Origin of the sequence: Neobacillus niacini (genome assembly GCF_030817695.1) — a bacterium.
GTDB lineage: Bacteria > Bacillota > Bacilli > Bacillales > Cytobacillaceae > Neobacillus > Neobacillus niacini_F.
Map to the genome: position 1 here is coordinate 4,489,541 of NZ_JAUSZQ010000002.1, position 23,906 is coordinate 4,513,446.

Genomic DNA, 23,906 nt, shown 5'->3' on the forward strand with positions numbered 1-23,906 from the left:
AACTATTAATATCTAAGCATTCACTATATTAATATTGTAATCTCTAAACCAAATATCTAGTTGAATAAAGTACGCTAATAGCTGTGGACCTGACATCAACTGACCAAACCATGGCTCTTTGAACGAATTACCGCCAGATTCAACCAGTTGATTGAGTAAATCACGATTGAATAGTTCGTATAGAACCGAGGACTTATCAGCTAATATCTCCCTCAATTGCTGTTGAACTGCTACAGTATATTCTGGATTATGGGTTTTTGGATATGGACTTTTCTTTCGATAAAGGACTTCCTCTGGAAGAATTCCTTCAAACGCTTTTCTTAAAATCCCCTTTTCTCTGCCATGAACCATTTTTATATCCCATGGGATATTCCAAACGTATTCAACAAGACGGTGGTCTGCAAATGGAACTCTGACCTCAAGACTTGCTCCCATACTCATCCTATCTTTTCGGTCGAGCAGTGTTGTCATAAAATGTGTCATATTAATATAGAAAAGCTCTCTCCGTTTTGCTTCTTCTGCGCTCTCTCCATCCAATCTAGGCGTTTCCTGGATGGCTTGATTGTATTTTTCTATCACATAATTCTTTAAATTCAATCTTTGCTGCCAATCAGCTCTTAATAAATTATTTCTTTCATTAACCGAACGCATCCAAGGGAAACTAGGTCTCTCCAAATCTTCCTTACGATGAAACCATGGATAGCCTCCAAAAATCTCATCTGCACATTCTCCAGAAAGACTTACAACAAAGTCCTGTTTTATTTCCTTACAAAACCAGAGTAAGGAAGAATCAATGTCAGCCATACCTGGACAATCGCGGACATGAACCGCTTCTGTTAAGTCTTTCACTAATTGCGCTTGAGAAATGGTTTTAAAATGGTGATTTGTATTAAACTCATTGGTTACAATGTTAATCCATTTTTCATCGGCATTTGGCTGAAATTCATTTGCTTTGAAAAATTGGTCATTACCTTCGTAGTCAATTGAATACGTATGAAGCTGACCTTTTCCTTGGTCTTTAAATCCTTTAGCAGCAATCGCTGTAATAATACTTGAATCAAGCCCGCCTGATAGGAAGGTTGAAAGCGGCACATCTGATACAAGCTGTCTAGTTACTGCGTCTGTTACCAAGTAACGTACCTTTTCAGCTGTTTCTTCCACATTATCCTTATGGACATCACTCTTAACATTCCAATAGCGCCATATCTTTAAGCCATTTTTCGAAAAGGTCATAGCGTGTGCCGGCCTTAACTCCTTAATGCCCTTAAAGATTCCAGATCCAGGAGTTCTCGAAGGTCCTAAACCGAAAATTTCTGAAAGCCCCTCATATTCTAGTTCTGTTTTCATTCCAGGGTTTGCAAGTATAGCCTTGATTTCCGAAGCAAATACAATCCCGTTATTTAATTCCGTATAAAACAATGGTTTAACTCCCAATCGGTCGCGGCCAATAAACAATTGTTCTCTCTGTTGATCCCAGATTGCAAAGGCATAGATACCGTTTAAATAATTTACGCACTCTTCCGCCCATTCTATATAGGCAGTTAACAGAACTTCTGTATCAGAATGACCTTTGAAAGAATATCCTTTAGTAAGGAGAATTTTGCGGATATCTTCGGTATTATATAGTTCACCGTTGTAACAAATGGTGTACTCTATACCTTCCTTTTGTTTTGTCATTGGCTGTCTTCCGCCTTCAGGATCAACCACGATAAGGCGCTTATGACCAAACCCGGCATGTGTTTGAACCCAGAGGTTCGTTTCATCTGGTCCTCTTTTGGCAAGAGTTTTTGTCATTTTTTCAATCGTATCTTTTTGATTCCTTAAGTCCATAGTAAAATCAATCCAACCTGAAACTCCGCACATAAAACTCTCCTCTCTCCAGTAACTGAGACTGGATATCATTACATGCTTTTATTCTATTCAGCCCAAATTATTTGGTAAATTGTCCAAATTAAAGATAAACAAGTTATAAAATCTCACAAAGATGTCTACAAAGAAAAAGAAAGCACTAGGCACGGAGGTTAAACATGAATCGACAACAAAGAATTAAACTATTAGATTTTCAACTGAGGGCCTATAACGAAGGAGCAGTTGAACAAATAAGTGATCAATGGATTTTTTTCGATGAAGAAACGGAAGAAGCCGCGATGCTCGATGACTTCCTTCAGCAAGAGATTGAAATTTTTCGCGGGAATCGTTGGAGGAAAGGAATCTTAATCGAATCTGGGAAGATACGGAGCGGTAATGAGCTTATTATGCTTCGAGATCATGACAAGGTAAGAATAAGAAAGCATTTAATTTACTCATTAGAAAGACTTTTAGAGGGAATGAATGATGACGCCTTTTTTCAATTTGTCACTACCTTAAATTCCCTGGATTTTTCTATATACGATTGTATCTATTGTTATAATCACCTTTCCTTCTTATCCGATGATAATCAAAGGGATGGGGTAAACTTTATTGTCTTCGATAACCAGGAACAAATTTGTAATGTTCAGCATCATTTTTGTTATTTTGAAAAGGTAAATGACCGCTTTGAATTCACTTTAAATACTGGCAAAAGATTGGTTATTGAAAAGATGATATCTTAAGAACGAAAGGTGTGTTTTTCTAATATCAGAAAAGACACACCTTTTTCTTTTTAGTTTCCTATATATTTTGAGTAAAGAGATTTTGCTTTTACGATATCATTTGTACCATGGACCAGTACTCGACCATCCTTGAATACGACGATGGAGGTTTCATTATCGGGAGAAAAACGTAGTAAAAATTGGTTTCCGGTAACTTTTCCATTCTTCTTTAGGTGTTCACTAAGTTTCTTTAGGTCTCGCTGACGCTTTTCTCTAAAATATATTTGCACGGTATCTCTTCCACACAGAGAACTATAAGTTTCTTGAACGGCGGACGAACGATCAAGAAAGTCAAACTGACGTTTTACACATGCAGGACATTGTTGATTTTTCCCCTCACTTGTATCCATTGAAAAAAAGGATGTATCCCATATATCAATTTGCTCAAGATTAGAATTTGTAGTGGCCCCTATTATTAGTTTTATCACTTCTATTGCTTGGAAGGAACCGATAATATCCGTTATTGGTGACAGAACACCAATCGTGTCACAGGTTTCCCCCCTGCCAGCTGGCACTTGTGGAAATAGACAGCGATAGCATGGGGTTATTCCAGGTTTAATAACCGCAAACATCCCTCTTGAGCTGACTGCAGCCCCATGGACCCAAGGAATTCCATATTTAATTGCAAAATCATTGATTAGGTAGCGGGTCATAAAATTATCAGTTCCATCAATGATAACATCAACCCCTGTTAATAATTCTTCCGCATTATCCAGATTTAAATCTGAAATAACTGGGTCAATTGTAACCGTAGAGTTAATACTGTTCAGTCTCTTCCCCGCAGCAACTGCCTTCGGGAGATTTAAATTTACATCTTCCTCATTAAAAAGTGATTGACGCTGCAGATTGGAAAGATCAACAACATCTCTATCAATTAACCTTATGTATCCTACACCAGATCGGACCAAATGATTGGCACAGACCGTTCCCAATGCTCCCACACCGACAATAGCTACTTTGCTTTTCAGCAATTTCGACTGTCCTTCTTTCCCTATTCCTGAAAAAAGAATTTGTCTTGAATAGCGTCCTAAATCATCCATGTATAATCCTCTTTTCTAGATTGATAGTACATTTTACCGAGACTAGTAATCTACGTTAATTTTAATTGAAATTTTGAAAACTTTAAATATTAAATATATATAAATGATTGTATAATAGAAATTGGGTTTATTTATTAATTTTGAGAGGAATATCCTATTCATATTTTTTAATATAAATGGGAGATAAGCTTCAATTTATTAATGAAAGAGAGGGAAAAACATTGAATTTAGGTGGTTTCTTAAACAAAGAAGTGGTAGTTGATTTAACAGCTGGTACGATTAATTACAGACCTATTAACGAAGAGGATGCAAAAAAGTACATTGGCGGCCGTGGTCTTGGCGTAAAATATGTACTTGACAATGGGCCGGAAGTTGAGCCATTATCTCCTGAAAATATGCTTTGTATTATGACTGGTCCTGTAACCGGTTCACGTTCTTCGATGAGTGGACGTCTTTGTGTTGTGACGAAGTCTCCGTTAACGGGAACCGTTACGGACTCTCATATGGGTGGATGGACTGCAGCACGCTTAAAATGGGCAGGTGTCGATAACATCATCCTTACAGGGAAAAGTGACAAGCCTGTTTATCTTTATATCGAAGATGGTAAGGCGGAACTGCGTGATGCGTCTGACTTATGGGGCAAAGGAACAAGAGACACAGTTAAAACGATGCAAGCTAGATATGGCGAACAAGATCTTAGTGTCATGACGATTGGTCAAGCCGGTGAAAACACAGTTAAGTTCGCTTCCTTTATTAACGAGCATGACCGCGCAGCTGGACGTGGTGGAACAGCTGCTGTTGCTGGCTATAAAAAATTGAAAGCGGTTGTAATTAAGGCACCTCAAAAAGGAAATATGCCGCAGCCTAAGTTAGAAACTGAGTATAAAGAGGCGAACAAAAAGGCAGTAAAGGCTATTCTTGACGGCGGATTAACGGCACCAAATAAAGGTGGTCTTTCCGTTTACGGTACAAACGTATTAACCAATATTATCAATGAGGTTGGAGCACTTCCAACAAAGAACTCCCAGTTCACTCATTGGGATGAGGCAGAAAAGCACAGTGGTGAATATGTCAACGAGCATTTACTTATTAAAAATAATACGTGTCATGCATGTCCTGTAGGCTGTAAAATCGAAGTTGAAGTCAAGGATGGGAAATATAAAACTAGAGTTGAAAGTATTGAGTTTGAATCTGCTTGGTCACTTGGCTCTAACTGCTTATTAAGCGATGCCGAGGCCATTTCTTATCTGATTGACCGCTGTAATGAGTACGGTCTTGATACCATTGAACTAGGCCACTGCTTCTCCGTTACGATGGAAGCCTATGAAAAAGGGCTGATTACGGAAGAGCTAATCTGGGGCGATGCGGATTCCATGATTGACCTAACGAAGAAGATTGCATTCCGTGAAGGCTTCGGCGGCATCCTTGCTGAAGGTCCTGCAAAAGCAGCAGCTTCTTGGGGTGCACCAGAACTTTCTATGTCTGTAAAGGGACAATCAATTCCTGCATATGACCCACGTGGTATTCAAGGGATTGGTCTCGGTTATGCAACTAGTAACCGCGGAGCCTGTCATTTACGCGGCTATACGGTTGCCAGTGAAATTGCCGGTATTCCAGAGCCTACAGACCGCCTTAAGCCAGAAGGAAAAGGTGAGTTATTAAAAGTATTCCAAGATATGCTTGCTTTCTCTGATTCTATGAATATTTGTAAGTTTTCTTCCTTCTCGGAAAATGCCGAGCATTATGCAGAGCAATATAGTGCTATGACTGGTATTCCGATGACAGCTGATGATGTGATGAAGGCTGGGGAAAGAATATATAATCTTGAACGTTATTATAATAACCTCGCTGGATTCGATAAAGAAGAAGATGATTATCTGCCAAAACGTTTCACCGAGGATCCTGCATCTGGTAATAGTGCAGGTGAGGTCAGCCGTATGGATATTATGCTTAAAGAGTACTACCAAGTACGCGGCTGGGAGGCTGGAAAAGTTACCGAAGCGAAGCTTCGTGAGCTTGAGATTATCGACCCGGAAAATCAGTTAGTATAATAAAAGAAATCGAAGGCTTCTGCATATTGTGCAGAAGCCTTTTGTTTGGAAATTAACTATCCGCCTATCCTTCTTGTTTTCACCCGATAATTTTTGATCAGCTCTTTAAGCGTGATGTCACTTGAGGCATAAAACCGAATATAAACACAATTGACTTTAAATGTAGAAGTAATTGAAAGCTCCTCTTCCCTTATTATTTCACCATACCAGTGTTCAGATTTATATATGTAAGGAAATTGATCTGTAATTTGTTTAGCGCCTAACTCTTCAAAATACATTCCTAGGTGCTTTCTATTTATTCCACGAAACTCTAATTCCTGCTGCGGCACATTAACCACCTGCCACAGGAGGAAATAGTGCAAATTGATCGCTATCTTTTACAATGGTCTCAAGACCATCCAAATGAATAATATTTCTCCCGTTTATAAAAACATGAACAAATGGAAGCAGCTCTTTTTCAGGAGTAAATATTTCTCCCTTCAAATCAGGAAACATTTCAACCATCTTATCCAATACATCAATTACCCGTTGACCGTCTGGGTTAACCTCAACCCCAACTCCGCCGCAAATTTGCCGGAGATTAGCAAACACTCTAACCAGCATATCAAACACTCCTCTCCCCTTACTTAAATAGTAAAACTATTTGCAATAATTGTCATCCTTTTTTAACGAAGAAAGAGCTGCCGGGGAGTGAACCCGACAGCTCTTTTTACTAAGCGATGTTATACATAAAAAATCGACATAGGCAGTTTATCAAACCCTAAATACAATACAAGTAAGAAGGCGATAACAAACTGTATCCATAAAACTGAAGTTTTTCTATTTTGTGCAACCTTACTAAGGATCATTTCAAATAAACCAATTACCCATATCCCTACTACCGCTTTTAGCACATACAACAAATCAATATTGGACAGCATGAAAATTAGACCAACACCTGTTGCAATGATTAGCAGATAAAGCACACGCAGGATCATACGGACAATTTTTGCGCCCTTTTCTTTTCCGCCTTTTAATAAAAATATGGCGACAATAAACAAAATTAGGGCTAACACCCAAGCAGTAACGTGACCGTGAATCATTTAATCTTCCTCCTATGTATCAATAGCTTTTAGCAACACTATCATACCATAGGCATAACCAAAATCCTAAATAAAATAGACTCTAATAATAAGAACCTTCAAGAGGATTAACAGTAAAAATGTCTCTAAGCACAATATTTTCCCCTTCGATTCCCTGAACCTCTGTTATCTTTGTAATTTTTCTTATGTCACCATTTAATCGTGAAAGGTGGACAATGATGTCAATTGTACCAGCAATTTTTTCCCTAATTGCTGTAATAGGCAAATTCATCCCTTCAAGATAGGCAATTATTTCTAAACGGTCAATCATATTACTTGGACTACTGGAATGACCTGTTGCAAGAAAACCATCAATCTTTTTGTTTTCTTTCCGAAGTATGTCACGTACATCTTTACCACGAACATCTCCAATTAAGTTCCTTTCCTCTTTTGGAACGAAACTGGAAAGGGCATTGACAAGGGTTGTTTTGCCTGACCCTGTTCCTCCGCTTACTAGAATATTTAATCTAGATTTGACACATGTACAGAGGAAGAGGGCCATTTCTTTTGACATGGTCCCGTTACGAATAAGGTCCTGCAGCTCTAGAGGTTTCCATGAATTCCTTTTAATGGTCAGCCTTGCTGACTTGTATAATTTCTGCTCTACACCTTGTCTCTGATTATTATGTTGGATTTGTTTTAATAGCCCCATTGATTGCACCCGCCTTGTTTTTGTTTTTTTGAAAACCAATTTGCTCACAAAACATAAAAAAGATATGAACGGTTAGGCAGGGTTCGAAGAAACAAAATAAATATACCCCGCCTTTACCGAAAGGGGGGTTAACAAATGAAGGACAACAATGTACATAGAAAGACCTATGTAAACAATGCTGTTATCTACAAAAAACACCCTGTTCTTTCGGTAACTGGCTGGCGTAGTGCGAAAGCACCTTAGCCCCTTTAGCTTTGCGTCACTGATTTTCATCAGTTTTGCCTTTATCGAGAATCAGTGTCTTTATATTTCCGACTGATCTCTTAAATCTATCATAAGTCCTTTTGTACTCATCTTATATCCTACTATTATATCATTTTTTAAAAACATATAGGTAATACTACCTAATTATATAATTTTCCCAACCTATTAAGATTAGCTTTACTTTTTTGGGCGAATGAATCACATTACACCAATCCATACATACGATATTAGGAGAAAAAAAGTAAAGGGTGTTGTTGATGCCAGCAATTGTAGGAGTTGCACAAGTCATATCACTTGGCAGCAGTTCTGTTTTTCATATTGGAGATGTCTATAAAATCATGCCGTTCTCTTCTGCCAAAACTTTCTCCGGTGCTGGGTCCTTTAATACGGGTGAGAGTTTAGTTGTTCATAATAATAATTTAAGTAATACAAACACAAACGATTCAGATGGTATCGATCAAGGAATCGTTCTTAATGCATAGGGAATAGGTGGTCTACATGAATTTTTATATACAACAGTCTATACAAATTAACTTTATAAAAATTAGCAGTATTACTAATTCTTCTGTTCTGCAAATCGGCAGTGCTGGAATTATCAAACCAGCCTCTTACTTATATAATACAGGAGGTTTTACAAAGCCAGCCCCAAAGGCAGGCAGCACTCAAACAACAAATGGCCAATCTAGTATTGCAGTGCCTTTGGCAGGTGCTGGGAGAGAAGATGATACACAATGAGGTGATGGTATGTATCAGGATTATTCCCAACTTCTTCAATGGGTTCAAATGACTTTACAAACACAGGAACATAGGATTGCTGTACTAGAACAGACCATTCAGAAACTTCAGGAAGAAATGAAGCAATTAAAGGAAAAGCCTAGTATTAAGGTCGATAAAATTGAATACAAATTCGATCAATTAAAGGTCGAAACTCTGGATGGAACATTAAACATTGGACTAAATCCATCGGATTTGGCAAATATTGAAGATTTTGCTGTACAAAATCAATCCTTAAATACACCTATCCATCCTAAGGCACAAATGCAGCGGTCTATGAAAATTGAAGAATCTATTTATCAGTATTTAGAAACTGAACTTCCAGCACTATTTAAGGAAATCCAACAACAATTAAATGTTCGTTTAGATGATTCCTATTTAGATTTTATCAAACAAGATATCATGAAACAGCTTCCAGCCAGGATTGACTACCATGTACAAAATACTGCAGCCAATAATGATGAAGGCGGACAAAGTACGGAGGAAAGCATTATTGAATTACTTAAACTGGAAATCAGAAAAGGTATTCTAATATTTATTAATCATTTACCGGAGAACGTGAAAGGAATGAACACACAAAATGAACTTTGAAGTATATAATCGAGACCTTCATGTTGATACAATTAGAATTCTAGGCGTTGCAAGTGCTTCACTCGTAATGGTAGGCGACACACAAACTATTCAACTGGCTTCAACCTTCGACACTCCAGCAGAATCACTCATCATTGGGCCATTTGTGCCATTATTTTAGGCAGGAAAAAATATGCTTCAAAGGTCTTCTGTCGTTAACACCATGAAAGTGACCTCTGCCTCTTTTGCCTCCACCATCCAGCTTGGTGATTCTCGAATTATTAATGGTTTTTCACGAGCTTTAGCGGTGCAGAGGGAAGCTGATATGTTTTATGGAAAAGAAGGAAACTTTTCAAACTATCCTTTGTTTTCAGAACCTATACCTTTATTGCCAATTACTGAAAGATTGACTATAACTACTCATAATCCCCTTCCAATCATTAAAGTCAATACAATCTCTATTCTGGCTATGTCATCGTCTGCTATTCTGCACGTCGGGAACAGTGATACCGTCTCACTGGAAGCCAGGGTCAAGCATATTAGGCAGCTGTTCCATACTGAGGATGAACAATAACAGGATATTAGGCATAGGATATGAAGGATTAAACAATGCAAAGGATGTTGTTAATGCCAGCAATCATTGGTCCAGTTCAGATTGTGAATGTAAGTGGTGGTGTTGTTCAATTCGGGGATACAGTCTACATCTCTCCAAAAAGTGCCTCAAAAACGAATGCAGGTTCTGGAGGTTTTAATACAGGGGGAATCATTTTTACAGCCAGCGGAATCAGCGGTACCAATGTATTAGATGCAAATTTACTCGACCAGCCAATAGGCGGGAATAATTAATAAAAGACATAAACTCTCACGGTTTATGTCTTTTATATTGTTATTCCTTTTCTTCATCTAGTTTTAAAATATGAGCACCGTCAAAGAAGAATAAATATCTTTCGTTGACTTTTCTCTTCCAAATTTTCTCCAGAGCTTTCGTGTATAGGTTGATTTGCAGCCGGTAACGATTTTCAAGTATGGGTTTAGCCTGCTCAAAACCACCTTTATATCGATCACTTATCCCGTCCGATTTAAAGTCAATAAGAACAAGACCATTTTCATCTTCAAACACACAGTCGATAATCCCTTGAACAAAAACTGATTCATCTTCATCCTTCCAAGTTGGATACACTTCAGACGCTGGCAAGGATAGCGTAAATGGAATTTCACGGTTCACTGCCTTTGCGTTTAATATCCGCGTGCCTAAATCTGACTCAAAAAATTTCCCAATGAGTTGAGTATTAATGACCTCAGCCTGTTCTATGGTTAACAGTTCATTACTAACCATTGACACGATTTGTGCCTCTACAGATTCTATCGTAACAGGTCTTGTCAAATCCACATGCTGCATGACCATATGCAAAGCAGTCCCTCTTTCAGCAGGGCTAAGCGCCTTTTCCTGCATAAACTTAGGTCGTTTGGTGATGGAATTTTTAAATCTGCTTAATAATTCAGTACTACTATGCTCATCGGACATCTCACGCTGGCGCTTGATTTCAGATACCGACTGCTTCGAGCGATGGGTCGAGGCATTGGCAAAGGAATACTCCCATGTTAAGCGTGAATGAATTTCCTCTCTATAAGGCGATGTTACGTGTATCGTTTCCTGATTCTCCACCTTTTCTAAAAAGGTATCCTCCTCCATGCTTTTCGCTGCTTCCCAATTTTTAATCTCATCGGCATTCATTACTGTAATTTTCCATGCAGATGGGTGACAGGAAATCTCATCGGGAACAAGCAGGTTTTGAATCCCTATCTTCCTTAGTTCTATACTGTCCTGGTGCCGAATCAGTGCTGGTCCTACCCAATCCATATAACAGCCTGCTGCTGCCCTTTCATAATCCTTGAGCAGCCAATTCGTATTAGTAGAAACATCGGTCCACTGCTCTATTTTTTTGTCCGCTTCCTTTAACGTACCTGTCAAATATAGCTTTTCCTTGGCACGTGTCAACGCCACATAAAGGACCCGCATTTCTTCTGCGAGCATTTCCATCTTCTTTCTGCGCTTAAAAGCAATTTGAGGTAAAGATGGATAGGAAATTCGTTTTTCCACATTTACATATTTTGCAGCAAAGCCGTACTCTTTATCAAGCATATAAGGTTTACGCATATCAGACATATTAAAATTACGCGACAATCCAGCAATGAAAACGACTGGAAATTCAAGACCTTTGCTGCTGTGAATGGTCATAATCCGCACAACATCTTCCTGCTCTCCAAGCGCTCGAGCTGCTCCAAGGTCATCTCCTCTTTCAATCATTCTCTCAACAAAACGCAGAAAGCGGAATAGCCCTCGGAACGAGGTTTGCTCATATTGCCTTGCCCGATCATACAAAGCTCGTAAATTAGCCTGCCGCTGCTTACCTCCAGGCAAACCGCCCGCAAAGTCATAAAACAGTGTATCCCGGTAAAGCTGCCAGATCAATTCTGAGAGTGACCCCTGGCGAGCCATAGAACGCCATTGTTCCAAATGGTCATAGAAACGGCGCACCTTTTCGTATAAAGGTTCTGTTTTTTCTGTCGGGCTGCTGCGGCAGAACTTTTTAACAGACTCCCAAAAAGTCCCCTTGTTGTACAGACGTATTTGCGCCAGTTCCTCTTCGTTCAATCCGACGATAGGCGAACGTAATACAGAAGCCAATGGGATATCTTGAAATGGGTTATCAATCACTCTTAGCAGCGACATCATGATGGCTACTTCCGTTGCCTCAAAATATCCAGAGGAAAGGTTCGCATAAATCGGAATCCCTTGTTGTTTAAATTCCTCCATGATTTGTGGTGCCCAGGTCATGGAACGAAGCAGAATCACCATATCACGATACATAATCGGACGGTAAGAATTTGTTTTGGGATTATAAACCTTGGTTTCATTTGCAATTAATTGTTTAATTTTTGAAGCCATCACTCTTGCTTCAAGCTGTGATTTTTCTAAATCGACTTCATCAAATTCAGAAGGTACTACCTCCGTTTCTGATTCAGCTGCCTCTGTAAGTGATTCTTTACTATCATTATTTTGGTCAATAAGCAATAGCTCAATTGGGAATGGTTCATCTTCAGGATACGGTGCCCCCGGCCGTAGTTCAGCAGCTTCATCATATTCGATTTCTCCTACCTTGACACCCATGATTTGTTTAAATAAATAATTTGTACCTTCTAGTACTTCTTTCCGGCTTCTAAAATTACGTGCAAGATCAATTCGCAATCCTGTACCATTACCGTCCTGTCTGAAACGATTATATTTTCCTAAAAATAAGTTCGGCTCTGCTAAACGAAAACGATAGATTGACTGTTTGACGTCGCCAACCATGAACAGATTACCATTCGTCTCATCTTCTTTTGCAACTAGCTTTAAAATGGTTTCCTGAACCATATTCACATCTTGATATTCATCCACAAAAACTTCATTAAAATGATGGCGATAAGCTAATGCCGCTTGCGATGGATGAAACTCTCCTACAGCAGTTATTTCCCCTGTTAATATTTCTAGGCAATAATGTTCCAGATCGGCATAATCCACAAGCCCCTTTTCTCGTTTTGCTTTCTCAAAGCGCTCAGAAAAAACTGTGACTAAATGGACAAGCGTTTCAATGAGCGGGCGCATTTCTTCCATATCTCGTAAGAAGCCTTCAGGTTTTCTTAGAAAAAGTTCTTCTTTAATATCCTGAATTTTCTTTTTAGCCTTATCACGAAGCTTTTGAGCCTTTTCCGTCAACTCTTTATCAAAGTGATCCCCTTTTACTTGTTTCGCTCGTGAAAATGACCAAGTCTGCATCGCATTGTAAAGTGCTGACCACGAGTCACGGTTCGCCTGGATAAGAGTATTAATCACATTTAGATCATCAAGAAAGTTTTCTGCCCTCGGTGCCGGACCACCTGGAAGCTTCGTTACTTCCAGTCCGCGCTCAATCATTTCCTTTGCACCTTCTAATTGAAGTTCAATGTCAAAAATAAGCGCTTGTATGAAGGGTAATTCTTCGAGATTTGATATAGCAGAAACATCATACATAGCAATCATTGACTGTAGATAATGACTAGGCAAAGGGTTTGACCTTGCAAAATCATAAATATCCCTGACGATATCCATTAGAGCACTATCGCTCCGGTCACTGGTAAAGGAGTCTACCAACCGAAAAAAAGGCTCATTATCCTTTTTTCCATACTCCTCTTCAAACAGTTCGTCCATGACTTCATCCCTAATTAACTGTGCCTCTGTCTCATCGGCAATTCTGAATCCAGGATCGACATCAATTAGATAATAGTATTTTCTTATAACCTCCATACAAAAGGAGTGAAGAGTCGAAATCGAGGCTTTATTTAATAAGCTAAGCTGCTTTCGTAAATGGCGCGATCCTGGATCCTTATTAATCGCTTTTTCCAATGCTTCTCCAATTCGATGACGTATTTCCGCAGCAGATGCGTTCGTAAATGTTACTACTAAAAGCTCATCGACATCAATAGGATCTTCTTCTGAAAGAATCTTTTGGATGATTCGTTCGACCAGAACAGCCGTTTTACCAGAGCCTGCTGCGGCTGCAACAAGAATATCTTTATTTTTACCCATAATCGCTTTCCATTGGTCTTCCGTCCAGGTGGCTCCCTCAGGTTTAGGAGGTATTACAAAACTACTCATTTGCCCCAACCTCCTTTCGAATTAGCTCAAAAATTGTTTCCTTGGGCTGCGGTGTTAGAATTCGATAATGATTTTCAATGGACTCATCAAATTGACATACTGATTTGTAAGCACAAAATGTACATGGTGTTTTGTCTTTCAGTTTATATGGAGTAATAGCCACTTGACCATCCACTATAGCCTCTCCGGTAGTTTGATAGAGCCTTCGAACATAATTCCTTAAATCATTGAATTCATTTAGACTCGCTACTTTTGATTTCTTCGTCAAATTGCCGTCTTTTTTAATCCCCGCCGAAATAATCTGTGAATCACCTGATTCAAGTGTTTGGTCCATCATCTTGAGGACATCAGGGTCACCTACCATTAAACCGTTCATCTTGAATTTTTTCATGATTTCCTTTTCAATTTCATCAATCGTCAATAATTTGGAGGTACTTATTAACGGGTTATGGACATGGAAATATAGGACTCCTGCAGGGCTTGCTTTCATTTCTACCAGTTCGTCAGAATGGGTAATGACGATATCTAAGTAGGTTAACATTTGCAGGGCTAGTCCATAATATACCTCGTTAAGGTTAACGTCCTTTTCACTCGATTTATAATCAATTACACGTAGGTAAGTATTATCATTTTCACCCTTTGCTTGATCGACCCTGTCGATACGGCCAGCTAATTCCATTCGTTTTCCATTTTTTAATAAAAACGTTAATGGCGGGAGCTTGCCATTTCGTCCAAAGCTCAATTCTAATCCGATTGGCGAGAATCCACTCACTTTCGCATGTTCGCTTAATACTTGAGAGGCACGGGTAATAATTTGTTCTAATTTTCGTTTGATATAATGATGACGCTCTGAGCTTAATAGAATCTCATTTTGGAGCTTGGGAGCTAAAGCATTCACTGCCTCCCTGGCCAGTTCTTCACATTGTTTCTTTGTAAGAGCTGCCCAGCTAAGTCTTTGCTCATTTACAAAATCAGAAATATGCTTTAAAGCAGCATGAAATAATTCCCCTATGTCAGGAGCTTCCAAACGATAAACCTGCCGTTCACGAAGCTTTAACCCATGCTGTGCAAAATGTGAAAAGGCACAGCCATTATACAATTCCATTCGCGAAACACTAGCCTGTATCGTATCACCATACAATTCGTCTGCAGTTTCCTTTGAAAGCTGTACCGTCTGGTTGGTATAGAAGAGACTTGAAAATACTTTCTCTGCTCTCTGCTTCCACTCGCCGTTAATATATATGTTATAAACATCCCACCACAAATCGGATATAGGATAATTACGCTTTTTCAATTGAAGCTGTGAGGTCAGGTAAGATAGAGTTGTTTTGTGATTGGTAATAAAGTTTAACTGCGCTTCTTCTGTTAGTTCAGCAGGAACGGCACCATAAAAATGTTCTTCTAGATTTGGATACATATCTTTCAATCTCTTAATATAAGATGAAGCTATTAATGCCTTTCCTTCATCATTGGCAAGCGGATAACTCACATAAAGAGATTCTGACGGTGTAGTTAGGGCTTTATAAGCTATAAAATTCTCATCCAATAAGCGTGTTCTGCTGCTTGGAGCTACTATTAGATCTGCAGCAAGTAACATCTCACGATCATCATCAGATAATATCCCTTCATCGGCAATTTTTGCAGGTAATACCCCCTCATTAACACCAACAATAAAGGCAGTTTTTATGTCTGTTAGTCGAGATTTTTCCAAATCTCCGATGATCACCTGATCTAGAGCCGGAGGAATAAGTGAAAAATAGAGTGATTCAAATCCTGCTTCCAAGATAGTAGAGAATGACTTTAGAGAAACAGCTTCATCCCCTAAAATTTCAACATATTGGTCTAAGAGATCGATACAGGCATTCCAAACCTGATCATGCTCACGCATTTTTACAAGATTGCCTTTTTGTTCAGCTTCTACTTTCCAATTTTCCAGTTTTGAAGGAATATCTAATTCTTCTAGATATAAATAGATGGCTTCACAAAGTTTCCGGCCTGTATCTGCTTTTTTTAGCCTTCTTGATAATCGAAGTATCGGAGCTGTTACCATAAGTTTTAATTCATTCAATTGCTGTTCTATTTCTTTCTCAGCGTCTGTTTGTACATTTGCTTCCATTTCAAGTCCCTTGAAGCGGCGGTACGTCCATCGGTCTTTACTCGTCCATTTACTGCCCTTAATTCCATAAGCAAGTACATAGTTTTCTAGTCTATCCATTTTTCCCCGCATTCTCTCTGGGTTTTCCTGGAGCGGGTATATCAATTCCGTTTTGATTACTCTAAAAACAGGCTCATAACGCCAAAATGATTGAATTACTTCCAAGGTTGACCGGATTAATTCTATCAATGGGTGATTCAGCATTGTGCTCTTTTGGTCAATAAAATAGGGAATTTGATAATCAGAGAAAACAGGCTCTACGATTTCATGATAATCGCTGCCATTTCTTATCAATAGGGCCAGGTCTTTATAACGATAATTCTTTGTCCGAACCAACTGAAGTATTTCGCGTGCTATTCCCTCAATCTCCGCTCTGCGATTAACTGCTTGACCAATATGGATATCTGTTTTTCCATAATAGGGCGCCGCAGGTCTGCTATCAAAATGACTCTCTAAATGCTGTAAGGATAACTGATTCCATTTCTGCTGCTGCTTTAAAAAGATTGTAGGCTCCATCTCGATTCCTTCAACTTTTGCCAAATCGTATAAAGTGCAGCAAGCATCACTGGATAATCGAAATAAATCCAATTCATCCGGCACCGTTTCAAAGGAAGTCCTGTCAGTGGTCATGGTAATTGTTACTCTCTGACAATGTCTCATTAACTCTTTTATGACCAAGTATTCTTGTGGTGTAAAGCTATAAAATCCATCTATATAGATTTCGGCCTCTTTTAAGTAGGTTGATTCCGAGGTTTTTTCTGAAAGCAAACGAAAATAATCTTCGGAATCGATATACTTCCCAAAGACTTCATCCTCAAACTGTCTATATATAATCTCTAAATCATTTAATTTATCCTGCAAGGCTCTAGAAGCATTTTCACTATTTCCATTGCTCATTTCAGCCTTTTGAATGATTTCTTCCGGTGTAATACAATAACGTTTAAATTCAGTAATCATTTGTTCAACTTGCTGAACAAAACCGTTTTTATCAGCCGCACGATGGAACAATTTTAACTCGTCTTTTTTATCTTCTATAATTTTTCGGATGAGCATGCTTATCCCTACACTGCTTAAATGATAGCGGCTAATGCCCCCAGTCTCCTGCAATATCCTCCAAGCTAATCTTGAAAAACTGTACACTTGCGCCCGAATCATACCACCAAGTATTGGATTCGTAGCCAAACGATATTCTGTTGAAAAGGTCATCTGTTCCGGAACAATATAAATAATCGGTGCTCCATCTGGATTTTCCAGCAGCCGGTCTTGTATTTCATTCATACACATTTGTGTTTTACCACTTCCCGACCTTCCGGTTACCATTCTAAAAGACATGTTTCTTCCCCGCTTTCCGACTACCATTCAATAAACTTTATATATTCATTTTATCACAAAAAGAGCACAAACGTTTGGAACACCTCATATAGATTTAAACCAGTAATGGTAATTTTTAAACAAAAAAGAGACGATACTATCATCGTACTCTCAGGTTTCTATCTATTCTTATTTAGAATTGAACATCCATTTCGTTTAGCGGCCAGTAACGGAGGTCGACTTTTCCTACAACCTGGTTAACAGAAATGAACCCAAAATGCCGGCTGTCCCAGCTGCCCAAACGATTATCTCCTAGTACAAATAGCTTTCCTTCTGGTACAGTACTTTCACCTGTAATTTCCTTTAAGCTAAAATCGCCTGTGAGTTTGACACCGGGTATTTCTTGCTTATAAACAGATAAAAATGGTTCCTTATACTTTTGTCCATTGATATATAATTGATCGTCTTTAAACTCGATTTTATCCCCTGGAAGCCCAATCACCCGCTTAACGAAATCCTCTCTCTCATTTGCATGAAAAACAATCACATCAAAACGGCTTAAATCACTAATTTGGTAGCCTAACTTATTGACTACTAATTTGTTCCCATCCTGGAGGGTGGGCATCATCGATTCTCCCTCAACAACATAATTAGAAAAGAAAAAAGTTCGTATAAAAGCAAAAATAATAATCCCAATTGCAAATGCTTTAATCCATTCAATCCCCTCTTTTTTCCATTCAATATTCACTTTTAACTCCTCCTTTTCTTCAGCTCTTTACCTCTATTTATCTCCTCATTATGGTCATTTTCCATTCTCTTATTCAATCTTACTTCAACTCTTTTTCCAACATACCAAAGAATAAAAATAACTAGAAAAACTATGCCGCTACGGTAAGGCCGAGTAATCAAGGATTGAAGATCATAGCCAACAAAACTAATGGTAAAAATCATCACCATTTTGCCAATTGCGACAGCTAACATGTATTGATAAATACTGATTTTCGAAAAAGCTGCTACCACATTTACAACAACAGATGGTGTAAACGGGAAACAAAGGAGCAAAAAGAGCGGTCCAAAACCATGCTGATCTACCCAGTCCATCAGCTTTTGGACCTTTGGGTGTCTTGATAGAAAAGAAAAAATTCTCTTTTGTCCGTACTTCCTGATAAGCAAGAATAGCAGCAGCGCTCCCAAACAAGACCCCAGCCAAGAATATAAAAATCCCAGCCACAGCCCAAAAGCACTAGCATTAGCCATTATAAATATAAACAATGGCAGAAACGGTAGAAATGCTTCAATCATGGGCAGCACTATTCCGGGTAATGGTCCAAAGGACCGGTACTCTTGAATTAAGTCCATTATATTTTCTAGTGTGAACCAAGTCTTGATTGCTTCCAAGTCCATATGATTGCTCCTTACCTTATTGCATGATTGCTGATTAATTGGATTATTGAGTTAAGAATTGGTGAAAAGCTTCCCTATTCATCTCTAAATCTAAATCCAAAACAGAACCTTCCCCTTTTATTTGTGCATCTTCATATCCATTTTCAATTGGAATTCTAAAGGTCTGAATATTTCCTCTATCCTTTGCAAAGAAATCCTTCGCCATAAACAATATATCTCCGGTATCCATATTTGTGTTGATATAAGGTGTAACCACACCTATTAATTTAGGCAGTTTCGGCAGCGTTTGAATGCCTGAAAGCTGATCACTTATCGCCTGAAGTGCTTGCTGCTGACGTTCAACTCTCCCAAAGTCACCTATCGCATCATGTCGAAAACGAACAAAACTAAGCATTTGCTCCCCATTTAACCTTTGAAGTCCTGGATTGAGTGGAACCTCAATATAATCTTCCATTCTCTTTTCAACGTTAATCTCAACCCCTCTAGGAAACGCTTCATCAATTAACTGCACAAAACCTTCAAAGTCAACGATTGCATAATACTGTAAATCAATATCAAAGTTTTGTTTGATTGTCTTTCTCATCAGTTCAGGACCGCCGCGCATAAAGGCAGAATTGATTTTGTGCTTACCCTCACCTGGAATATTTACATAAATATCTCTCATGATAGAAGTTAGCTTATAAGTTCCTTTGTCCTCGTTATAATGCGCAATCATTATTGTATCGGCCCTCGATACTTCCTCACCTTCTCTAGCATCGCTTCCTAATAAAAGGATATTAGTGGCCCCATATTGATCCTTTTTACCTTCAAAGGTGTAAACTTCTTCGTTAACGTTATTTTCCTCATTATTAATTTTCTCTAATGATTGATTAACTCCTTGTTTATACTGATAATATGCATAACCTGCAGTTGCCCCAAACAGCACCAGCAAGACTAATACGATAGAGGTCGATTTTCTTTTTTTCTTTTTTTTGTGTCTTTCATATCTCATACCGGATTCACCCATCTGTGTCATATTTTTAAGGACAAATTTATTCTGTCTATATATAATTCATTTTCCCCGAGAAAATATCCTTCTATCAAAAACTTTCTCATACAAGCACCAAATTTTGCAAATAAAAAAACGCAAGCTTTTAAGCATTGCGTTCTCAATAAGACTTTAGTATGATAAATAAGAACAAATGTTCTAAAAAAGATTAAAAAGGGGCCGTGGATAGGATGACCAGGATTCCAGAAGAGGATCGTAATATAATGGAAAAAGCCATCTATTTGCCGATGGTATTAATTGTCTTAAATCGTGATTTAACTGTTGTAGAAAACAGTCCATTTAAATTAAAAAAACCCTATTTACAATTAATTGAAGAAACAATGAAAAGCATTCAAAAGGAATTAGCAGAAGTGAAACAATATATGAAGAAGAATAACCTAAAAGTGATTGAAACAAAACGGGACGATGCCTTTACTATGTATATGTTCTTATATAAAGGGTATGAAGAAGCACATAATTACTTTAATCCAAGAATACGCAATAAAGTTCAAGAATTGATGGAGTTCTATTTTCTAAGGCAGTATCTGTCCCGTTAAGATGTTTAATATTTATCCTTAATCTTCCGTTTACCATATTGGTAAGTATCTTCTGATGCCTCCATGGCCTTTGGCCGTTGTAATAAATAAAAAGATTTTTTTTCATTGTATTCAATTCTTTGCATTAACTTCGTTCTTAAATAAGCTGTTCTCTCCAGTTGAGAAATAATCGTACTGCACGAAATAGGGAATGTAAATGACTGATTATTATTAAAATGAATTAACGTTTCTTGGGGATTAATTCGATCGTAATCTTTTACATGTTCATGGGAAATCCAAATACATTCTTGACGGCTTGGTGATGTGGTAGGGAAGAAAAAAATGCGGTTTGTAGGATCAATTGCAATTGGAATCTTATGGGCATAACCAACTAACTGTTTTGTACCATTCCTGCGACCCTCATAATCACTCCCATAGTATTCACAACTATTTTTTATAATATCGAGCGGTTTAAAGGGGGATAAAAATTCATCCTCTACTTCGAAAATCTCCGAATAAATTTTACTGCCATACGCGATGGGTTTAACGAACATCGTAAATGGATTTACCTCATATTCTTCAATTTGTTTTAGCTTCAAAATAGTTTCAACTCCCTTAAGCAATTTTATTAATCATATCATGTTTGTTTTATGGTTTATTTATTTTTCTGAATTGTTGCGAATTTATTCACAAAGTTATTACAGAAAAAATAAAACTGAAGATTATAAATATTCGTTGATATTCTTAAAAAAAACCCATATAATATTAAAAAGCATCGAGGTGATTTTGATGAATGAGAAATCATACACGGAATTAATGAAAATTGGTGCCATGAAACGTCAAGGGAAAGAGAACTATGTCCAAGATTTGTACATTGATATGCTATTATCAGAGATTCAATTAAATGTTGAAAAAGAAAAACTCCTAAAAAAAATTGACTGTGCGATTGACCATCGGGATAAACAAAAGTTTTACCTTTTATCAAAGAAATTAGTTGAGATAAACAAACGACTCGGAACGTAAACAGACACTAGTTAAAATAAAAATGGGAAAGGAGAATAAACTCTCCTTTCCCATTTTTATTTACGTTGTTTTACTTCATACTCTTCTAGCATAGAAATGCGTTCAAGCATAGAAGGATGACTGTAACGGAATATCTTCACCAATAAAGGCGGGTTAACTTGGCTTAATCCCGAGCGGGTTAATTCCTGGAAAGATGTTATAGCAGCCTCAGGATTCTGGGTCATATTAATCGCATATCTGTCAGCTCTGGTTTCCTCATAACGAGAAATTAGATTAGAGAAAGGACTGGAGGCAAACAGGAGCATTGATATAATCATGAAAAAGAGCGGCAAGGAACGAATATCTTTTACTTCCGGTATCTTTAGTTCATTTCCATATCGCGCGATTACCCAATTCATGATTCGATACGTTAGATACAAACCAATAAGTGAGAACAATAAATATAAAGCGATTCCGATATAAATATGCTTTTCAACATAATGACAGATTTCATGGGCCATGATAAATAAAATTTGATCATCGGATAATTTATTAAGTGTTGTATCCCATAGTACAATCCTTGCGTTCGAGCCAATCCCTGATACATAAGCATTTAAGGAATTTGTCTCCTTGGACATATTCACTTCAAAAACATGTTCGGCAGGAATTTGCGCCTTATCTGCTAATGCTAATATTTTGGTTTCCAATTCTTTATTTTTCAAAGGATAAAAATCATTATATAACGGGTCGATGATGACGGGCTGTAAAAACATCAAAAACAATGTAAAAGGTATAGACAATATCCAGGCATAGAGCCACCAGCGTTTAACGCTTTTTTTCATGAGCCAATATAAAACTGGAACAATAATCAGTAAAGTCCCGTAATTAATCCAAAAATCGATTAACTCCTCCTTCATCCAAGAGGCGAAGGTTTGTGTTGAAATGTTATACGTTTTTGACAAGGTGTAACTAATATAGCTTAGAGGCAATGTAGCCAGGAAAGCAAAAAATGAAAGCCAAATAAGGTAAATAGGCGTTTGCAGCAGCTTAAACTTGGACGAACTTTCTGCCCACGATTTGAAAGCCTTCGAAAGGCCAAATAATAAAATCAGAAAGTAAAAAAGCCATTCAAAGGGTGTAGAAAGAAAAAATAGCAAATTTCTTATTTTTGAATACTCTTCACTTAACATTAATTCCCTGCCATTTAAAAAAGTCGCAGGATCGGCTTTCGTTCCTTGATATTCAAAGGGCAAGCTTGAGTCTGCAAAGTGGAATAAATACCAATAAAAAAACAACCCATATATCACATAGGCCAAAACTGCATAGAATCCCATTTTCCTAACCATGTAATGTTTTGTCCCCCTTTTTGTACAACCTCTCTATACTTAGTTTAGTTATAAAGTTCAGATTTAGAACTAAAAAAAGCCGGGCTATACCGACTTAGAGAAAATAAGAATAGAGAGCAAGGACTGTAATCGAACCTAGAACTACAACGATAACGTTTGCCCCTAAAAAGGCAGCAACAAAGGCAGCGGCAGCACCTGCGATTCCATACCAAATATCCTCTTTTTGAAGAAATAAAATCGCAGGGAATATTAGTGCACCAAGGGTTGCGTATGGAACATTTTTTAGTACACCTTGGATAAATGGCGGCAGCTCCATACCCTTAAACAAAACAAACGGAAGCATCCTTGGTATATATGTAACTAATCCCATTCCAATAATCATCCATACTATTTCACTTTTCATGCTTTACACCCCAATGCCTTGCTTTTATCACTTCTATCAGTTCAATCATAACCGCCGATAAAATGGTGGAGGTAACAATTGACCATCCTTGTGCCATAAAGCCGCCAATGGTAAAAATCGTATTAAATATCGCAGCTAAGGAGGCTAGAAATAACACCTTCGCACTTTTTTTTAGAGAAGGAACTAAGAGTCCAATAAACATGGCATAAAGCGCCACGCCCATACTTTCTTGTAATGTTTGCGGAAGACTTGCCCCTATCAAATGACCAATCCCTGTAAAAATAACCCAACTTGAATAGGCCAATAAATTGACACCAAACATAAAACCAGTAGTCGCTGTCTCTTCTCTCGTTGCCACGACTGAAAATGTCTCATCCGTAATTCCAAATGAATACAGCATTTTATTGCCAAGATGGTCATCTTCACACTTTTCAGTTAAAGAAGTTGACATTAAAAAATGACGAATGTTCACAATGAACGTAGTTAATACAATTTCTAATATCCCTGTCCCATAGGCCAGCAGGCTTAATGAAATATATTGTGACGCCCCTGCAAATACCACCATGCTCATTAATACTGATTCATAAATAGAAAGTCCTGATGTTTTTGCAAGAAGTCCAAAAGTCAAAGCAATGGGAAAATAACCAATACCAATGCTGATCCCTGCCTGTAAACCCTTTTTAAATTCAGTAGATTCTTTTCCAATTGCAAAATCAGACAACTTTATCCCCCTCCTATAGAAAGCGTAAGGCGCCTGCCTATCGGCGACAAGCATAAGACGAGCCGGCATGAAGGTTGCTCTTTAACCTTCTTGACGGATTGGCTTATGCCTCGAGTCGATGGCGCCTGAAGCTAGACTTCTTTATTCCTTGAATCAAAAGTAAATTTTATCAAATTTTCAAAAATAATGAAATAAAAAAACATGGCGAGAATTCTGCCATG

Annotated in this window: 25 protein-coding genes and 1 riboswitch; of the genes, 10 read left to right on the forward strand and 15 right to left on the reverse strand. The window is 38.0% G+C overall.

What is annotated here, in order from left to right; genetic code table 11:
* Positions 1-12 precede the first annotated feature (12 nt).
* Positions 13-1,863, reverse strand: a complete 1,851-nt coding sequence (gene asnB, locus QFZ28_RS22700; protein ID WP_307196760.1) for an asparagine synthase (glutamine-hydrolyzing) — start codon at positions 1,861-1,863, stop codon at positions 13-15.
* Positions 1,864-2,027: 164 nt separating this feature from the next.
* Between asnB and QFZ28_RS22705 the strand changes: the two genes are divergently transcribed.
* Positions 2,028-2,591: a DUF2777 domain-containing protein gene (locus QFZ28_RS22705; protein WP_307196761.1), complete on the forward strand. Its 564-nt coding sequence runs from the start codon at positions 2,028-2,030 to the stop codon at positions 2,589-2,591.
* A 50-nt stretch (positions 2,592-2,641) separates the two neighbouring features.
* Here the strand turns inward: QFZ28_RS22705 and QFZ28_RS22710 are convergent, their stop codons facing one another.
* The gene (locus tag QFZ28_RS22710) at positions 2,642-3,670 is read right to left on the reverse strand and encodes a ThiF family adenylyltransferase (RefSeq protein WP_307196762.1); all 1,029 of its coding nucleotides are present in this window, start codon (positions 3,668-3,670) and stop codon (positions 2,642-2,644) included.
* 221 nt (positions 3,671-3,891) lie between these two features.
* On the opposite strand from QFZ28_RS22710, the gene QFZ28_RS22715 reads away from it, so the two are divergent.
* Positions 3,892-5,721 carry an aldehyde ferredoxin oxidoreductase family protein gene (locus QFZ28_RS22715; protein ID WP_307197097.1) on the forward strand — a complete coding sequence of 610 codons (1,830 nt, stop codon included), beginning with the start codon at positions 3,892-3,894 and terminating at the stop codon, positions 5,719-5,721.
* Positions 5,722-5,777: 56 nt separating this feature from the next.
* On the opposite strand, the gene QFZ28_RS22720 is transcribed toward QFZ28_RS22715, so the two are convergent.
* The 4 genes from QFZ28_RS22720 to QFZ28_RS22735 form a co-directional block, all read right to left on the reverse strand.
* On the reverse strand, positions 5,778-6,059 hold the full coding sequence (locus QFZ28_RS22720; RefSeq protein WP_307196763.1) for a hypothetical protein: 282 nt from the start codon (positions 6,057-6,059) through the stop codon (positions 5,778-5,780).
* Positions 6,052-6,324, reverse strand: coding sequence for a ubiquitin-like small modifier protein 1 (locus QFZ28_RS22725; protein WP_307196764.1), 273 nt, complete (start codon positions 6,322-6,324; stop codon positions 6,052-6,054). The genes QFZ28_RS22720 and QFZ28_RS22725 overlap by 8 nt, the downstream gene beginning before the upstream one ends.
* Positions 6,325-6,443: 119 nt before the next feature.
* Complete coding sequence (locus tag QFZ28_RS22730; protein ID WP_307196765.1) at positions 6,444-6,803, reverse strand: YisL family protein; 360 nt, start codon at positions 6,801-6,803, stop codon at positions 6,444-6,446.
* Between the two features lie 82 nt (positions 6,804-6,885).
* Positions 6,886-7,494, reverse strand: coding sequence for an ATPase, T2SS/T4P/T4SS family (locus QFZ28_RS22735; RefSeq protein WP_307196766.1), 609 nt, complete (start codon positions 7,492-7,494; stop codon positions 6,886-6,888).
* A 206-nt stretch (positions 7,495-7,700) separates the two neighbouring features.
* Positions 7,701-7,787, reverse strand: a riboswitch (cyclic di-GMP riboswitch).
* A 228-nt stretch (positions 7,788-8,015) separates the two neighbouring features.
* Between QFZ28_RS22735 and QFZ28_RS22740 the strand changes: the two genes are divergently transcribed.
* The 6 genes from QFZ28_RS22740 to QFZ28_RS22765 are packed head-to-tail and all read left to right on the forward strand — an operon-like array spanning position 8,016 to position 9,948.
* On the forward strand, positions 8,016-8,240 hold the full coding sequence (locus tag QFZ28_RS22740; protein ID WP_307196767.1) for a spore germination protein: 225 nt from the start codon (positions 8,016-8,018) through the stop codon (positions 8,238-8,240).
* A 16-nt stretch (positions 8,241-8,256) separates the two neighbouring features.
* Positions 8,257-8,493, forward strand: a complete 237-nt coding sequence (locus QFZ28_RS22745; RefSeq protein ID WP_307196768.1) for a spore germination protein GerPB — start codon at positions 8,257-8,259, stop codon at positions 8,491-8,493.
* Positions 8,494-8,502: 9 nt separating this feature from the next.
* Complete coding sequence (gene gerPC / locus QFZ28_RS22750; RefSeq protein WP_307196769.1) at positions 8,503-9,123, forward strand: spore germination protein GerPC; 621 nt, start codon at positions 8,503-8,505, stop codon at positions 9,121-9,123.
* Positions 9,113-9,283, forward strand: coding sequence for a spore gernimation protein GerPD (locus QFZ28_RS22755; RefSeq protein WP_307196770.1), 171 nt, complete (start codon positions 9,113-9,115; stop codon positions 9,281-9,283). The genes gerPC and QFZ28_RS22755 overlap by 11 nt, the downstream gene beginning before the upstream one ends.
* Positions 9,284-9,295: 12 nt before the next feature.
* Entirely contained in the window at positions 9,296-9,676 is a 381-nt protein-coding gene (locus QFZ28_RS22760) for a spore germination protein GerPE (protein WP_307196771.1), read from the forward strand.
* Between the two features lie 53 nt (positions 9,677-9,729).
* A complete protein-coding gene (locus QFZ28_RS22765; RefSeq protein ID WP_251631743.1) occupies positions 9,730-9,948 on the forward strand; it encodes a spore germination protein in 219 nt (72 codons plus the stop codon).
* A 40-nt stretch (positions 9,949-9,988) separates the two neighbouring features.
* On the opposite strand, the gene addA is transcribed toward QFZ28_RS22765, so the two are convergent.
* The 5 genes from addA to QFZ28_RS22790 form a co-directional block, all read right to left on the reverse strand.
* Positions 9,989-13,780, reverse strand: coding sequence for a helicase-exonuclease AddAB subunit AddA (gene addA / locus QFZ28_RS22770; RefSeq protein ID WP_307196772.1), 3,792 nt, complete (start codon positions 13,778-13,780; stop codon positions 9,989-9,991).
* Complete coding sequence (addB, locus tag QFZ28_RS22775; protein ID WP_307196773.1) at positions 13,773-17,267, reverse strand: helicase-exonuclease AddAB subunit AddB; 3,495 nt, start codon at positions 17,265-17,267, stop codon at positions 13,773-13,775. The genes addA and addB overlap by 8 nt, the downstream gene beginning before the upstream one ends.
* A gap of 172 nt (positions 17,268-17,439) precedes the next feature.
* On the reverse strand, positions 17,440-17,994 hold the full coding sequence (gene lepB / locus QFZ28_RS22780) for a signal peptidase I (RefSeq protein ID WP_307196774.1): 555 nt from the start codon (positions 17,992-17,994) through the stop codon (positions 17,440-17,442).
* 2 nt (positions 17,995-17,996) lie between these two features.
* Positions 17,997-18,650 (reverse strand): TVP38/TMEM64 family protein, encoded by a 654-nt coding sequence (locus QFZ28_RS22785; RefSeq protein ID WP_307196775.1) that lies wholly within the window; start codon positions 18,648-18,650, stop codon positions 17,997-17,999.
* A gap of 43 nt (positions 18,651-18,693) precedes the next feature.
* The gene (locus QFZ28_RS22790) at positions 18,694-19,641 is read right to left on the reverse strand and encodes an LCP family protein (protein ID WP_307196776.1); all 948 of its coding nucleotides are present in this window, start codon (positions 19,639-19,641) and stop codon (positions 18,694-18,696) included.
* Between the two features lie 227 nt (positions 19,642-19,868).
* Between QFZ28_RS22790 and QFZ28_RS22795 the strand changes: the two genes are divergently transcribed.
* Positions 19,869-20,234 (forward strand): hypothetical protein, encoded by a 366-nt coding sequence (locus QFZ28_RS22795; RefSeq protein WP_307196777.1) that lies wholly within the window; start codon positions 19,869-19,871, stop codon positions 20,232-20,234.
* A 5-nt stretch (positions 20,235-20,239) separates the two neighbouring features.
* Here the strand turns inward: QFZ28_RS22795 and QFZ28_RS22800 are convergent, their stop codons facing one another.
* On the reverse strand, positions 20,240-20,812 hold the full coding sequence (locus QFZ28_RS22800) for a competence protein ComK (RefSeq protein ID WP_307196778.1): 573 nt from the start codon (positions 20,810-20,812) through the stop codon (positions 20,240-20,242).
* 190 nt (positions 20,813-21,002) lie between these two features.
* On the opposite strand from QFZ28_RS22800, the gene QFZ28_RS22805 reads away from it, so the two are divergent.
* Positions 21,003-21,236: an IDEAL domain-containing protein gene (locus tag QFZ28_RS22805; protein ID WP_307196779.1), complete on the forward strand. Its 234-nt coding sequence runs from the start codon at positions 21,003-21,005 to the stop codon at positions 21,234-21,236.
* A gap of 56 nt (positions 21,237-21,292) precedes the next feature.
* Here the strand turns inward: QFZ28_RS22805 and QFZ28_RS22810 are convergent, their stop codons facing one another.
* The 3 genes from QFZ28_RS22810 to QFZ28_RS22820 form a co-directional block, all read right to left on the reverse strand.
* Positions 21,293-22,561, reverse strand: a complete 1,269-nt coding sequence (locus QFZ28_RS22810; protein WP_307196780.1) for a M48 family metallopeptidase — start codon at positions 22,559-22,561, stop codon at positions 21,293-21,295.
* A 94-nt stretch (positions 22,562-22,655) separates the two neighbouring features.
* Complete coding sequence (locus tag QFZ28_RS22815) at positions 22,656-22,964, reverse strand: AzlD domain-containing protein (protein ID WP_307196781.1); 309 nt, start codon at positions 22,962-22,964, stop codon at positions 22,656-22,658.
* Positions 22,954-23,685: an AzlC family ABC transporter permease gene (locus QFZ28_RS22820; RefSeq protein ID WP_307196782.1), complete on the reverse strand. Its 732-nt coding sequence runs from the start codon at positions 23,683-23,685 to the stop codon at positions 22,954-22,956. The genes QFZ28_RS22815 and QFZ28_RS22820 overlap by 11 nt, the downstream gene beginning before the upstream one ends.
* Between the last annotated feature and the right edge of the window lie 221 nt (positions 23,686-23,906).

Coding starts and splice junctions, on each gene's coding strand:
- asnB (WP_307196760.1), bottom strand. CDS start 1,863: ATGTGCGGAGTTTCAGGTTGGATTGATTTTACTATGGACTTAAGGAAT.
- QFZ28_RS22705 (WP_307196761.1), top strand. CDS start 2,028: ATGAATCGACAACAAAGAATTAAACTATTAGATTTTCAACTGAGGGCC.
- QFZ28_RS22710 (WP_307196762.1), bottom strand. CDS start 3,670: ATGGATGATTTAGGACGCTATTCAAGACAAATTCTTTTTTCAGGAATA.
- QFZ28_RS22725 (WP_307196764.1), bottom strand. CDS start 6,324: ATGCTGGTTAGAGTGTTTGCTAATCTCCGGCAAATTTGCGGCGGAGTT.
- QFZ28_RS22730 (WP_307196765.1), bottom strand. CDS start 6,803: ATGATTCACGGTCACGTTACTGCTTGGGTGTTAGCCCTAATTTTGTTT.
- QFZ28_RS22735 (WP_307196766.1), bottom strand. CDS start 7,494: ATGGGGCTATTAAAACAAATCCAACATAATAATCAGAGACAAGGTGTA.
- QFZ28_RS22740 (WP_307196767.1), top strand. CDS start 8,016: ATGCCAGCAATTGTAGGAGTTGCACAAGTCATATCACTTGGCAGCAGT.
- QFZ28_RS22745 (WP_307196768.1), top strand. CDS start 8,257: ATGAATTTTTATATACAACAGTCTATACAAATTAACTTTATAAAAATT.
- gerPC (WP_307196769.1), top strand. CDS start 8,503: ATGTATCAGGATTATTCCCAACTTCTTCAATGGGTTCAAATGACTTTA.
- QFZ28_RS22755 (WP_307196770.1), top strand. CDS start 9,113: ATGAACTTTGAAGTATATAATCGAGACCTTCATGTTGATACAATTAGA.
- QFZ28_RS22760 (WP_307196771.1), top strand. CDS start 9,296: ATGCTTCAAAGGTCTTCTGTCGTTAACACCATGAAAGTGACCTCTGCC.
- QFZ28_RS22765 (WP_251631743.1), top strand. CDS start 9,730: ATGCCAGCAATCATTGGTCCAGTTCAGATTGTGAATGTAAGTGGTGGT.
- addA (WP_307196772.1), bottom strand. CDS start 13,780: ATGAGTAGTTTTGTAATACCTCCTAAACCTGAGGGAGCCACCTGGACG.
- addB (WP_307196773.1), bottom strand. CDS start 17,267: ATGTCTTTTAGAATGGTAACCGGAAGGTCGGGAAGTGGTAAAACACAA.
- QFZ28_RS22785 (WP_307196775.1), bottom strand. CDS start 18,650: ATGGACTTGGAAGCAATCAAGACTTGGTTCACACTAGAAAATATAATG.
- QFZ28_RS22790 (WP_307196776.1), bottom strand. CDS start 19,641: ATGAGATATGAAAGACACAAAAAAAAGAAAAAAAGAAAATCGACCTCT.
- QFZ28_RS22795 (WP_307196777.1), top strand. CDS start 19,869: ATGACCAGGATTCCAGAAGAGGATCGTAATATAATGGAAAAAGCCATC.
- QFZ28_RS22805 (WP_307196779.1), top strand. CDS start 21,003: ATGAATGAGAAATCATACACGGAATTAATGAAAATTGGTGCCATGAAA.
- QFZ28_RS22810 (WP_307196780.1), bottom strand. CDS start 22,561: ATGGTTAGGAAAATGGGATTCTATGCAGTTTTGGCCTATGTGATATAT.
- QFZ28_RS22815 (WP_307196781.1), bottom strand. CDS start 22,964: ATGAAAAGTGAAATAGTATGGATGATTATTGGAATGGGATTAGTTACA.